General features: G+C 65.8%; 11 protein-coding genes and 1 tRNA gene. 9 read left to right on the top strand and 3 right to left on the bottom strand.

Translation table 11 applies throughout. From position 1 onward, the window contains the following. Positions 1-117: 117 nt before the first annotated feature. A tRNA-Leu gene (locus IAG41_RS18670) sits at positions 118-204 on the bottom strand. A 145-nt stretch (positions 205-349) separates the two neighbouring features. Here IAG41_RS18670 and IAG41_RS18675 point away from each other — a divergent pair. From IAG41_RS18675 to IAG41_RS18705, 7 genes are all read left to right on the top strand, one after another. Further along, on the top strand, positions 350-1288 hold the full coding sequence (locus tag IAG41_RS18675; protein WP_187730191.1) for a complex I NDUFA9 subunit family protein: 939 nt from the start codon (positions 350-352) through the stop codon (positions 1286-1288). Positions 1289-1352: 64 nt separating this feature from the next. Next, on the top strand, positions 1353-2159 hold the full coding sequence (locus tag IAG41_RS18680) for an undecaprenyl-diphosphate phosphatase (RefSeq protein WP_187730192.1): 807 nt from the start codon (positions 1353-1355) through the stop codon (positions 2157-2159). Between the two features lie 122 nt (positions 2160-2281). Beyond that, positions 2282-3736, top strand: a complete 1455-nt coding sequence (locus IAG41_RS18685; RefSeq protein ID WP_187730193.1) for an NAD(P)-dependent oxidoreductase — start codon at positions 2282-2284, stop codon at positions 3734-3736. Positions 3737-3750: 14 nt separating this feature from the next. Beyond that, the gene (locus IAG41_RS18690; RefSeq protein WP_187730194.1) at positions 3751-4437 is read left to right on the top strand and encodes a hypothetical protein; all 687 of its coding nucleotides are present in this window, start codon (positions 3751-3753) and stop codon (positions 4435-4437) included. After that, positions 4434-5186, top strand: coding sequence for a DUF2059 domain-containing protein (locus IAG41_RS18695; RefSeq protein ID WP_187730195.1), 753 nt, complete (start codon positions 4434-4436; stop codon positions 5184-5186). Before IAG41_RS18690 ends, IAG41_RS18695 begins: the two co-directional genes overlap by 4 nt. A 5-nt stretch (positions 5187-5191) precedes the next feature. Next, positions 5192-9706, top strand: a complete 4515-nt coding sequence (gene gltB, locus IAG41_RS18700; protein ID WP_187730196.1) for a glutamate synthase large subunit — start codon at positions 5192-5194, stop codon at positions 9704-9706. 178 nt (positions 9707-9884) lie between these two features. Continuing rightward, the gene (locus tag IAG41_RS18705) at positions 9885-10328 is read left to right on the top strand and encodes a hypothetical protein (RefSeq protein ID WP_187730197.1); all 444 of its coding nucleotides are present in this window, start codon (positions 9885-9887) and stop codon (positions 10326-10328) included. A gap of 34 nt (positions 10329-10362) precedes the next feature. Here the strand turns inward: IAG41_RS18705 and IAG41_RS18710 are convergent, their stop codons facing one another. Further along, positions 10363-10710 (bottom strand): hypothetical protein, encoded by a 348-nt coding sequence (locus tag IAG41_RS18710; RefSeq protein WP_187730198.1) that lies wholly within the window; start codon positions 10708-10710, stop codon positions 10363-10365. Between the two features lie 97 nt (positions 10711-10807). On the opposite strand from IAG41_RS18710, the gene IAG41_RS18715 reads away from it, so the two are divergent. Together IAG41_RS18715 and IAG41_RS18720 are read left to right on the top strand one after the other, a co-directional pair. Beyond that, positions 10808-11479 (top strand): glutathione S-transferase family protein, encoded by a 672-nt coding sequence (locus IAG41_RS18715; protein WP_187730199.1) that lies wholly within the window; start codon positions 10808-10810, stop codon positions 11477-11479. A gap of 44 nt (positions 11480-11523) precedes the next feature. Continuing rightward, on the top strand, positions 11524-12138 hold the full coding sequence (locus IAG41_RS18720; RefSeq protein ID WP_187730200.1) for a YbhB/YbcL family Raf kinase inhibitor-like protein: 615 nt from the start codon (positions 11524-11526) through the stop codon (positions 12136-12138). Positions 12139-12285: 147 nt separating this feature from the next. On the opposite strand, the gene IAG41_RS18725 is transcribed toward IAG41_RS18720, so the two are convergent. Continuing rightward, positions 12286-13137, bottom strand: a complete 852-nt coding sequence (locus IAG41_RS18725; RefSeq protein WP_187730201.1) for a glucose 1-dehydrogenase — start codon at positions 13135-13137, stop codon at positions 12286-12288. Positions 13138-13344: the final 207 nt, after the last annotated feature.

The following is a 13344-nucleotide window of genomic DNA, read 5'->3' on the forward strand; positions in this document are numbered from 1 at the left end:
CGACTAAGAATATAGTTGTAATCTGCGGCCGGATCCGTCCGAACCACGCCGACGAGTTAGCAAAAATGCTTTGCGACCGGTCTATGGGACGTTCGCAGGCGTCCCCGGACTGGAAAATGGTGCCCAGAAGAGGACTCGAACCTCCACGGCCTTGCGACCGCCAGCACCTGAAGCTGGTGCGTCTACCAATTCCGCCATCTGGGCACGGGGTAGGCGGGGGGCTCTAGGGGAGCGTCGGGCGGGTTGTCAACCGCGCCCTTCGCCGAAATTCGAAGGTGCCGCGATGGCTTGCCGTTTGCGGCGCCGCGCGGCATGGGAGGCGGCTCGCGACAGACGCATCGAGGCACGCATGAAGGACAAGCTGGTAACCCTGATCGGCGGCGGGGGCTTTCTCGGCCGCTACGTCACCCAGGAGCTGCTGCGCGCCGGGGCGCGCGTGCGTGTGGTCGAGCGGCGGCCCCGCGACGCCTGGTTCCTGAAGCCCCTGGGCGGGCTCGGCCAGACCCAGTTCGTCGCCGGCGACATCACCCAGCCCCAGACGATCACGCGCGCGGTGCAGGGCTCGGACGCGGTGGTCAACCTGGTCGGCATCCTGAACGGCGATTTCCAGGCGGTGCATGTCGCGGGTGCGCGCAACGTCGCCGTCGCGGCCCGCGCGGCGGGTGTCGAAGTGCTGCTCCACGTCTCCGCGCTCGGCGCCGATCCCCAATCGCCCTCCGCCTATGGCCGCACCAAGGCCGAAGGCGAGCTGGCCATGCGCGAAGCGTTTCCGAACGCGACGATCTTCCGTCCCTCGCTGATGTTCGGTCGCGAGGACGCGTTCGTGAACCGATTCGCCAGCATGATCGCCTCGACGCCGGTGGTGCCGGTGTTGCGCGGAACGGTGCGCTTCCAGCCCGTCTATGTTGCCGATGTCGCGCAGGCGGCGGTGGCCGCGCTCGCCGATCCGGACGCGCATGGCGGCAAGATCTATGAACTGGGCGGCCCCGACGTGCTGACCATGTCCGAGCTGTTCCATTGGATCGGCGACGCGATCGGCAGCCGTCGGAGCTTCGTCGAGCTTCCCGATGCGCTCGGCGGCATGATCGCCGCGTTCGGCTTCCTCCCTGGCGCCCCGATCACCGGCGACCAGTGGCGCATGCTCCAGCACGACAATGTCGCGTCCGCGGGTGCCGAGGGCATCACCGCGTTCGGCATCACGCCGGCGCCGCTCGCCAGCGTCGCGCCCGCCTGGCTCGTCCGCTTCCGGCGCCACGGGCGTTTCGGCCGTGTGGGCGAGGCCGCCTGAATATTGCATCTAGCCAGGGGTTCGCCCCGGCCACGGACCCGCGTCCAACCGGAGCCCCCTGCATATGACCGAACTTCTCGTCGCGATCCTGCTCGGCATCGTCGAAGGCGTGACCGAATTCCTGCCCGTCTCGTCGACGGGACACCTGATCCTCGCCAGCGAGCTGATGGGCTATGACGCCGCGCAATGGGCGATGTTCAACGTCATCATCCAGCTCGGCGCGATCCTCGCGGTGGTGGTGCTCTACTGGCGCACCTTTTGGGCGGTCGCGCTTGGGCTGCTCCAGCGCAATCCGACATCGTGGCGCTTCCTGCGCAACCTGGTGGTGGCCTTCATTCCGGCCGCGGTAATCGGGCTGGCGCTGCACAAGCAGATCGAGGCGATGTTGGGCGCGCCCAAGGTGGTCGCCTGGGCGTTGATCCTGGGCGGTATCGCGATCCTGGTGATCGAGCGGCTGATCAAGAACGCCACGATCCACGGCATTGCCGAGATTCCGCTGGTGCGCGTGATCGGCATCGGCTTCATCCAGTGCATCTCGATGATCCCGGGCGTGAGCCGCTCGGGTGCGACGATCATGGGTGCGCTGTCGTTGGGGGTAGAGCGGCGCACCGCGGCCGAGTTCAGCTTCTTCCTCGCAATCCCGACGATGCTCGGCGCGACCGTGCTCGAGCTCGCCAAGAACCACGACGCGATCACCTCAGGCCGTGTGGGCTGGAGCGAGATTGGCGTGGGCTTCGTGGTCGCCTTCGTCGTCGCGATCCTGGTGATCAAATGGTTCGTCGGCATCGTCAGCAAGCACGGATTCGCACCTTTTGCCTGGTATCGAATCGTAGCGGGAGTGAGCGCCTTGATCTGGCTGACGCTCCGATAGGTCCGTTACGGCCTCTTATTTTGTTTCAAAACGCCGGAAAATCAGGCCGCGGCAATCCGAATCGATATATAGGTAAGTAATACTGCCTTTTATTTCTGCCGCTCGCGCGATAGGCGAGCGCCATGGCCGATGATGCAATGCTCAAATTCGTGGGGACCGGGCAGGTCTATCCGGAAAAGCGCGCGGCGGAGCTGCGCGCGGAGGACTTTCGCGAGATCGCCGATCGCTATGCAATACCCGATGCCGAGGAGCAGTCCGGGCGCTGCTCGCAATGCGGCGTGCCTTATTGCTCGGTGCATTGCCCGCTCCATAACCACATCCCCGACTGGCTGCGGCTGACCGCCGAGGGGCGCCTCCGAGAAGCCTATCAGCTGTCAAACAGCACTTCGACCATGCCCGAGATCTGCGGCCGCATCTGCCCGCAGGACAGGCTGTGCGAAGGCAATTGCGTCATCGAATTCTCCGGCCACGGCGCGGTCACGATCGGATCGGTCGAAAAGTTCATCACCGACACGGCCTGGGAACAGGGCTGGGTCGAGCCGGTCCATGTCGGGCGGCCCAAGGGCCAGTCGGTCGGTGTGATCGGCGCCGGCCCCGCCGGTCTGGCTGCAGCCGAGTATCTTCGCGAAATGGGCTATGACGTCCATATCTATGATCGCCACGATCGCTCAGGCGGACTGCTCACCTACGGCATCCCCGGCTTCAAGCTCGAAAAGTATGTCGTCCAGCGTCGCGTCGAACGGCTCGAGGAAGCCGGCATCGTCTTCCATCGCGGCTTCGAAGTCGGCCGCGACGCGACCCTGGGCGATCTGCGCGCGCGCCACGACACGATCCTGATCGCTACCGGCGTCTACAAGGCCCGCGCGATCAAGGCGCCGGGCGTCGGCGCCGCAGGCGTGGTCGAGGCGCTCGACTATCTCACCGCGTCCAACCGCAAGGGATTCGGCGACGCGGTGCCCGAGTTCGACGACGGTAGCCTCGATGCCGAAGGCAAGCATGTCGTCGTGGTCGGCGGCGGCGACACCGCGATGGACTGCGTGCGCACCGCGGTTCGCCAGGGCGCGGCTTCGGTGAAGTGCCTCTATCGCCGCGACCGCGCCAACATGCCCGGCTCGCAGCGCGAAGTCGCCAATGCCGAGGAGGAAGGCGTCGAGTTCGTCTGGCTCTCCGCGCCCGAGGCGTTCGATAGCGAGGGCAATGGGGGCGACGCGGTGACCGGCGTGCGCGCCACGCGAATGCGGCTCGGCGCGCCCGACGCCAGCGGCCGCCGCGCGCCCGAGCTCGATCCCGGCGGCGGCTTCCAGCTCCAGGCCGATCTGGTGATCAAGGCTTTGGGCTTCGAGGCGGAGGATCTGCCCAGGCTTTTCAACGCCGATGGACTTGGCGTGACGCGCTGGGGCACTGTGCGCACCGACGGCAAGACGATGATGACGAGCCTCGACGGCGTATTTGCGGCGGGCGATATTGTACGCGGCGCGAGTCTCGTCGTCTGGGCGATTCGCGACGGCCGCGACGTAGCGGCGCACATGCATGCCTGGATGCGTGCCCATGCGGATGCCTCCGCACAGGCGGCTTGAAGGAAATGGAATCGATGAAGTCGCTTGTTGCCATGCTGGCGCTGGCCCTGGCGTTCCCGGGCCACGCCGCCGCGCATCCGGCGCCGCGCGCGGTGGCGGCTGACGCGCGGGCGGATGTCGAGAAGCTGATCGGCATCCTGGCCTCGCAGGACGATATTCTCGATCTAGGCGGGCGCGCGCTCGAATATGGCGTGAACCAGGGCGATCTCATCGACCCCGAACTCCGCAAGGTCTATGACGCGCACCCCGGGATGAAGGAATATGTCACCGGAAAGGTCCGTCCGGAATTCCAGGCGATCCTCAGCCGTGCGCTTCCCGATCTGCGGCGTGACCTGGGTGCGATCGTGACCGCCGAAATGACGGCGGGCGAGATCGCCGACACGCTCGCCTTCTTCTCCAGTCCCACCGGGATCAAGATGAAGGCGCAGATCTATCGGTCGATCGGCGACAGGCCGGACCGGACCCAGGCCGAGATGCAGCAGAGCATCGTCGATGCGGCCATGACGAACCTGACGCCCGACGACTATCCGGCGCTGATGGCGTTCGGCACAAGCAGCGCCGCGCAGAAGATGCAGTCGGTGACGCCCAAGATCTCGGCCGCCAGCCAGAGCTGGACGGCGCAGATGATCGCCGCCAACGAAGCGCGGCTGCGCAAGCTCGCGGCAGCGGCGACGGCCGAATTCCTGGCGAAGAGCAAATGAGCGCGGACACTTTCTCTGTGCGCTTCGCGTTGCTGTTCTTGGCGGCGGTTGCGGGAAATGCCGTGGTCGCCACTGCGCCAGCCAGCGCGCAGGCCATCGATCCTGCGCGCAAAGTGTTGGGTGTCGAACTGGCCCGGTTGCTCAACAGCGAGGAGATCACGCGCGCGCAGGGCGCGAAGATGATTGCCCAGACCTTCCCGCAGGCGCTGGCCGCCGATCCCGATCTCAAGATGGCCGAACAGGCCTATCCGGGCGTCATCAAGGCGCTGCTCGACGCGGTCATGCCGGCGGCGCTCGAGCAGACGATCCAGCGCCTGCCGCTCCTATGGGACCGGATAGGTACGCTCTACGCGCAGAACCTGACCGACGCGGAAATTCGCGCGGCCCTGCAATTTTATCGCTCGCCGGCGGGCGCGAAAGTCATTCAGGTCATGACGGCTGAGACCGACTTCTCGGCCGCGGTCAAAGAATCCATCGAGTCGGAGGACAACAAGATTTCGACCGACTCGCTGCGTAAAGGTCTCACGACCGGTATGGACAAGCTCGGCGACCGGCTGACGGCCGACGAACAGGCCGCGGTTGTGCGCTTCGCGGTCACGCCGGCAGGCAGCAAGGCCGGTGCGCTCGCGCCCCGCATCCAGGCGCTGGCGGTCGAATGGGCGAACGAATCCGAAAACAGCGCGCAGTTGCAGAAGCTTGCGATCGATACGGTCCAGAAGTTCATCGCCGAGCACGGCGAGAAGGAATGATAGCGATGTCCGGTGTCTCCCAGAGCGAACGTGAGCGCATGGCGCGCGAAGGCATGTATCGTCCCGAGTTCGAGGGCGATGCCTGCGGCGTGGGCCTGGTCGCCGCCACCGACGGCCAGGCGAGCCGCCGCGTCGTCCAGTCGGCGATCGATGCGCTCAAGGCGGTGTGGCATCGCGGCGCGGTCGATGCCGACGGCAAGACCGGCGACGGCGCCGGCCTGCATGTCGATCTGCCTGCGCGCTTCTTCGACGACGCGATCGCCGCGGGCGGCCACCGCGTGCGCAAGAACCGGCTCGCGGTCGGCATGGTCTTCCTGCCGCGCACCGATCTCGGCGCGCAGGAGACCTGCCGCACCCTGGTCGAATCGGAAGTGATCAGCGCGGGCTACACCATCTATGGCTGGCGCCAGGTGCCGGTCGACGTCTCGGTGATCGGCCTCAAGGCGCAGGCGACGCGCCCCGAGATCGAGCAGATCATGATCGCCGGACCGATGCCGGGCGATGTCGATGCCGCTGAGTTCGAGAAGAATCTCTATCTGATCCGCCGCCGGATCGAGAAGCGCGTGATCGAGGCGCAGATCAGCGGATTCTACATCTGCTCGCTGTCGTGCCGCTCGATCATCTACAAGGGGCTGTTCCTCGCCGAATCGCTGTCGGACTTCTATCCCGACCTCAAGGACCAGCGCTTCGAGAGCCGCGTCGCGATCTTCCACCAGCGCTATTCGACCAACACCTTCCCGCAATGGTGGTTGGCGCAGCCGTTCCGCTGCCTCGCGCACAATGGCGAGATCAACACGATCCGCGGCAACAAGAACTGGATGCTCAGCCACGAGATCAAGATGGCGAGCATCGCGTTCGGCGAGCAATCAGAGGACATCAAGCCGGTGATTCCGGCCGGCGCATCGGACACCGCCGCGCTCGATGCGGTGTTCGAGGCGATCTGCCGCTCGGGCCGCGACGCGCCGACCGCCAAGCTGATGCTCGTGCCCGAAGCGATGGGCGACGACACGCCCGAGACGCACCTCTCGATGTACAAATATCTCGCCTCGGTGATGGAGCCTTGGGACGGCCCCGCCGCGCTGGCGATGACCGACGGCCGCTGGGCGGTGGCGGGCATGGACCGCAACGCGCTGCGTCCGCTGCGCTATACCCAGACGTCGGACGGGCTGCTGATCGTCGGCTCCGAGACCGGTATGGTCCAGGTCGCCGAGGGCAATGTCGTCGCCAAGGGCCGGCTCGGTCCGGGTCAGATGATCGCGGTCGATCTTCAGGAAGGCGTGCTGCTCGACGATCTTGCGATCAAGGACCGGATCGCCGGCGAGGCCGATTACGCTTCGATGATCGGCGAGTTCATGGGCATCGACGATCTTCCCGCGCCCGAGGGCGATCCGCTGCGCTTCGAGCGCGCCGAGCTTACTCGTCGCCAGGTCGCAGCCGGGCAGACGCTCGAGGACATGGAACTGATCCTCGCGCCGATGGTCGAGACTGCCAAGGAGGCGATCGGATCGATGGGCGACGATACGCCGCTCGCCGTCATCTCGGACAAGCCCCGGCTGATCAGCCAGTTCTTCCGCCAGAATTTCAGCCAGGTCACCAACCCGCCGATCGATCCGCTGCGCGAGCGCCATGTGATGTCGCTCAAGACGCGCTTCGGCAATCTCGCCAACATCCTCGACGCGCAGGGAGGGGCGAGCCGCGTGCTCGTGCTCGAAAGCCCGGTCCTCACCAATGCCGACTGGGAGCGGCTGCGCAGCCATTTCGGCGGCCAATCCGCCGAGATCGACTGCACCTTCGCAGTCACCGGCGGCGCCGACGAGCTGCGCCAGGCGATCAAGCGCATCCGCTACGAGGCCGAGCAGGCGGTGCGCGCCGGCTGCACCGAACTGTTCCTCACCGACGAGCATCTCGGACCGGACAAGGTCGCTATCGCCGGGGTGCTGGCGGCTGCGGCGGTGCATACGCATCTCGTGCGGCGGGGCCTGCGCTCCTATGCCAGCGTCAACGTCCGCACTGCCGAATGCCTCGACACGCATTATTATGCGGTGCTGATCGGCGTCGGCGCGACGACGGTGAACGCCTATCTCGCCGAGGCCTCGATCGCCGATCGCCATGCGCGCAACCTGTTCGGCGATCTCAGCCTCGAGGAATGCCTCAAGCGCCACCGCAAGGCGATCGACGAGGGGCTGCTCAAGATCCTGTCGAAGATGGGGATCGCGGTGATCTCCTCCTATCGCGGCGGCTATAATTTCGAGGCGGTCGGGCTTTCCCGCGCGCTGGTCAACGACCTGTTCCCAGGCATGCCCGCCAAGATCTCGGGCGAAGGCTATGCCTCGCTGCACCTGAACGCGATGATGCGCCACGAAGCGGCGTTCGACCGCGAAGTCGCGACGCTGCCGATCGGCGGCTTCTATCGCCAGCGTGCAGGCGGTGAGACGCATGCCTATTCGGCGCAGCTGATGCACCTGCTGCAGACCGCAGTCGCGACCGACAGCTATTCCTCCTACCTGCAATTCTCGCGTGGCGTGCGTGATATGCCGCCGGTCTATCTGCGCGACCTGCTCGAGTTCAACTTCCCCTCCGAAGCCATGCCGATCGACCAGGTCGAGGCGATCACCGAGATCCGCAAGCGCTTTGTCACTCCCGGCATGTCGCTAGGCGCCTTGAGCCCGGAAGCGCATGAGACGCTCGCGATCGCGATGAACCGCATCGGCGCGAAGGCAGTGTCGGGCGAGGGCGGCGAGGATTCGGCGCGCTACTCGCCCTACGAAAACGGCGACAACGCCAACTCCGTCATCAAGCAGATCGCCTCGGGCCGTTTCGGCGTGACCGCGGAATATCTGAACGCCTGCGACGAGATCGAGATCAAGGTCGCGCAAGGGGCGAAGCCCGGCGAGGGCGGCCAGCTGCCAGGCTTCAAGGTGACCGAGTTCATCGCCAAGCTGCGCCACGCGACGCCGGGCGTGACCCTGATCTCGCCGCCGCCGCACCACGACATCTATTCGATCGAGGACCTGGCGCAGCTCATCTACGACCTCAAGATGATCAACCCGCGCGCCCGCGTGTGCGTGAAGTTGGTCAGCTCGGCGGGCATCGGCACGGTCGCGGCTGGCGTCGCCAAGGCCCATGCCGACGTCATCCTCGTCGCCGGCCATGTCGGCGGCACCGGCGCCTCGCCGCTCACCTCGGTCAAATATGCCGGCACGCCCTGGGAGATGGGCCTGTCCGAGGTCAACCAGACGCTCACGCTCAACGGCCTGCGCGGCCGGGTGAAGCTCCGCACCGATGGCGGGCTCAAGACCGGGCGCGACATCGTCATCGCCGCGATCCTGGGCGCCGAGGAATTCGGCATCGGCACGCTCAGCCTGGTAGCGATGGGCTGTATCATGGTGCGCCAGTGCCATTCGAACACCTGTCCCGTGGGCGTCTGCACCCAGGATCCGAAGCTCCGTGCCAAGTTCGTCGGCTCGCCGGAAAAGGTCATCAACCTGATGACCTTCATCGCCGAGGAAGTCCGCGAGATTCTCGCCAAGCTCGGCTTCAAGAGCCTCGACGAAGTGATCGGCCGCACCGAGCTGCTCCGCCAGGTCAGCCGCGGCGCCGAGCATCTCGACGATCTCGACTTGAATCCGGTGCTCGCCAAGGTCGATGCCGACGATGCCGAGCGGCGCTTCAGCCTGTCGACCTTCCGCAACGAAGTGCCCGACAGCCTCGACGCGCAGATGATCAACGACGCGGCGGCGGTCTTCTCGCGCGGCGAGAAGATGCAGCTTACCTATTCGGTGCGGAACACCCACCGCGCGGTCGGCACGCGGCTGTCGAGCGAGGTGACGCGCAGATTCGGCATGTCCACCCTCGCCGACCATCACGTCCAAGTGCGGCTGCGCGGCAGCGCCGGCCAGTCGCTCGGCGCGTTCCTGTGCAAGGGCATCACGCTGGAGGTGTTCGGCGACGCCAACGACTATGTCGGCAAGGGGCTCTCGGGCGGCGTCATCGTCGTGCGCCAGATGGTCAGTTCACCGCTTGAGAGCTGGAACAACACAATCATCGGCAACACCGTGCTCTATGGCGCAACCTCGGGCCGGCTGTTCGCCGCGGGCCAGGCGGGCGAGCGCTTCGCGGTGCGCAATTCGGGCGCCGAAGTGGTGGTCGAAGGCTGTGGCGCGAATGGCTGCGAATATATGACCGGCGGCACGGCGGTTGTACTCGGCAAGGTCGGCATGAACTTCGGCGCGGGCATGACCGGCGGCATGGCGTTCGTCTACGACGCCGATGGCAGCTTCGAGCGCCGCGCCAACCCGGAGAACATCGTCTGGCAGCGGCTCGCTTCCGAGCATTGGGAGGGCAAGCTGCGCGCGTTGGTCGAGGCACATGCCGAGGCGACCGACAGCAAATGGTCGCGCGGGCTGCTCGACGAATGGGATCGCGCGGTCGGCCAGTTCTGGCAGGTAGTGCCGAAGGAGATGCTGACCCGCCTCCCCTATCCGCTCGACGACAGCGTCGAGGCGGTGGCGGCGGAATAGGCATCCCCGCTTTCCCGTCATCCCCGCGAAAGCGGGGATCCAGGGTCGCAGGCAATGTCCCGCTTGGCTCGGGTCCCCCCTTTCGCGGGATGACGGAAAGGTAGATCAACACTGTTCAGCCACGGCTAAGCGATTGTGATATAAGCGCTGCCAGATCCTGACGACTCGGGAGCGTAACATGCGTCTTGTCTCCACCGCCGCTATCCTCTGCACCATCGCCGTGCCTGCCATGGCGCAGTCGCGCGACCAGGGCGCCGCGGTCGCGCAGGCGCTCAAGAATCCGATGGTGCAGGAAGCCGTCGCCGCGACGATGAGCAACCTAGCCGGCATCGTGCTCGACACGAAGGTCGGTCCGCTCGCCCATTATGCCGATCCGGAGGACGATATCCGCCCGAACGACACGCTGCGCGACATCGAGCGACGCCGCGATCCCGAATTCGAGAAGCGGCTTCACGACGATACCCGCCGCGCTGTTGCGGGCGCCGGCATCATTGCGGACGATGTGGTGACGATGAGCAAGTCGTTGCAGGAGACCTCCGATCGCCTGCGCGCGGCGCTCGAACCGCTGCGCAAGGCGGCCGAGGCGCAACGCGGACCGCGCGAAGATCACCGCGGCGATTAGCGGGCCTGTCAGGCCACTCGGCTGATCGCGCCGTCTATCGACCGACGATAATCGGCCCCAGTCGCGGCGGTGGCAGCGCGCCGACCAAAGTCAAAGCCAGCGCCCAAAGGCCGTTGTTGATCCGCATCACCGGGGTTTCGTGCGGCGTTTCGTCTTCGCGTGCGGCGGCCTCGCGCAGCAATATCCGTGCTTCGTCCGCATGGGCGATATGTACCCGGATACGGATGCCGCCGAATGCGATCGTGTCGCCGGGTGTCATCCGAAGCGTGTTCGCCCAGAGTGCATAAGCGGGGATGCCATAGAATTCGAACATCGAAAGGATCACCGCCGTCTGTGGCTGGCGATAGGTGATCGCGACCGTCTCGAAGCTGTCGGCGTGCATTTTCGTCCCCCGCGAGCAGAATTCATCAACACGCTATCTTCGCTCAACCGATTTCTGACTGCTTTACCCGTCGCCCGCACGCGCTAAGACCGATCGCATGTGGCAGCTCTATCAATTCCCGCTTTGCCCCTTCTCCCGCAAGGTCCGGCTCCTGCTCGGCGAGAAGGGTGTGGGCTATGAGCCGGTGCGCGAATCGCCCTGGCTGCGGCGCGACGAATTCCTCGATTTGAACCCCACCGGCCAGGTGCCGGTGATGGTCGATACCGAGCGAGGCGTGACCCTGATTGATTCGACCGTGATCTGCGAATTCTTCGAAGAGACCGTCGGCAAGAGCGCGATGCTCAACGGCACCGCGACCGACCGCGCCGAGCAGCGCCGGCTGGTCGTGTGGTTCGATTCGCATTTCTATGGCGACATCACAGCGCCCCTGCTCCACGAGCGGATGATCAAGCGCGTCGTTCACAAGGTGGCGCCCGACGCCAAGGCGCTGCGCGAGGCGATGAAGGCCGCGGTCGGCCATCTCGACTATATCGACTATCTGCTTGATCACCGCACCTGGCTGGCCGGGCCGACGATGAGCCTCGCCGATCTGGCGGCCGCCGCGCAGATCTCGATCGCAGATTATCTCGGCGGGATCGACTGGAAGAGCCATGAACAGGCCAAGCGCTGGTATATCGGCATGAAGAGCCGGCCGAGCTTCCGCCCGCTGCTGACCGAGCGGATGGAGGGAATCCCGCCGCCGGCCGATTACGAGAAGCTCGACCTTTAGGAGCGTCGAAGCGATTGGCGAGTTGAGCGGGAGAGGAGAAGGCGATGCTCGAACATGTGCCGCACTGGCTGGGAAGCGCGCTCAAGGGCTTGCGCGCGGGCAGCGGCAAGCTGGCGATCGTCCAGCCCGAGCTCGGCACCTTCGAATCGCTGCATCTCGCCAGCCCCGCCTTCGCTAATGGTGCGCGGATGCCCGAGCGTTTCACCGCCGATGGCGAGGGGGTGTCGCCGCCTTTGTTCTGGACGGGGGTGCCCGAGGGGACCGAGTGTCTGGTGCTGATCGTCGAAGATCCCGACGCCCCGGCCCCGCAGCCTTTGGTCCATGCCGTGGTCTGGGGCCTGCCGGTCGAAGGCGATCTGAAGGAAGGTGCCATCCGCGCGGACGGCGCGGGCAGCCCCGATGGCAAGGATGTCGGCCGCAACAGCTATTTCGGCGAAGGCTGGCTGCCGCCCGATCCGCCGACCGGGCACGGCGCGCATCATTATGCCTTCCAGCTTTTCGCGCTCGGCCCGTGCCCCGATCCCGGCAACAATCCCGGGCGCGGCGCGATCGTCAAGGCGATGGCCGGCCGCGTGCTGGCGGCCGGACTGTTGACCGGCATATATTCGCGTGGCGAGGAATCGCCGGTCGGGCCGGTGGGCGCGAGCGTGCCCGCCTGAGAGCGGGCCTTGCAATGTAGGATTTGGCCTGCTGGGCTCGCGCGGTCGGGGCTGTGCCGGACCGCTCTTTGACTCCGTCGATCGCCACGCAATGGGGTGCACATCGCGCGTCATCCCCGTGAACTTCGTTACCTTCCGAGTCGGCGCTCAGCCGTTCACGATCGTCCCGCCATTGGGGTGGAGCACCTGTCCGGACATGTAGCTCGCATCCTCGCACGCCAGGAACAGGAAGGCGGGTGCGACTTCGTTGGGCTGGCCCGGACGGCCCATTGGCGTTTTTTTCCCGAAACTCTCGAGCTTCTCGGGGCTGGCACCGCCGCTCGGGTTGAGCGGGGTCCAGATCGGCCCCGGTGCGACCGCATTCACGCGGATGCCCTTGCCAATCAGGTTCTCGGAAAGGCTGCGCGTGAAAGCGGTGATCGCGCCCTTGGTGCTCGAGTAATCGAGCAGTTCGGCCTCGCCCTGATACATGGTGACCGAGGTGCAGTTCACGATCGCGCCACCCTGTTTCAGGTGCGGCACCGCGGCCTGGGCCATGAAGAACATGCCGAAGATGTTGGTCTGGAAGGTGCGCCGGAGCTGCTGCTCGGTGATCTCGGTGATGTCCCTGTCGGGATGCTGCTCGCCGGCATTGTTCACCAATATGTCGATCTGTCCGAATTCGGACAGGACCTGTTCGATCGCGGACTCGCAGAATGCCTTGTCGCCCACATCGCCGGCGATGGTCAGCGCCTTGCGGCCTTCGCCGCGCACGATTCCGGCAGTCTTCTCCGCGTCGTCATGCTCGCAAAGATAGAGGATCGCGACGTCGGCGCCCTCGCGCGCATAGAGCGCCGCGACCGCTCGGCCGATGCCGCTGTCGGCGCCGGTGACGACGGCAACCTTGCCCTGGAGGCGTTCGGAGCCGGGATAGCGCGGCTCCCAATCGGGTTTGGGTTCGAGCGCGCTTTCATGCCCGGGCAGCGCGTCTTCGTGGATCATCTCTACGGTGTCGCTCACGGCACTAACCTCCTGACAAAGGGAAGAATGTGCGGGCAAAACCGGTGCGGAACGCCGGAGGTTCCGAGTATTTTCCGCCGCCGGAGGCGGGGAGGGTTCAGGCGATCAGGCCCGAACCCTGCAAGCCGCTTCCGGCGATCAGGACGACGGTGAGCGCGAAGGACGCGAACCCGACGAGTATGCTGCGTGCCATGGAGATCTTCTCCT

The sequence above is a fragment of the Sphingomonas sp. JC676 genome (assembly GCF_014489075.1).
In the GTDB taxonomy this organism is placed as follows: Bacteria; Pseudomonadota; Alphaproteobacteria; order Sphingomonadales; family Sphingomonadaceae; genus Sphingomonas.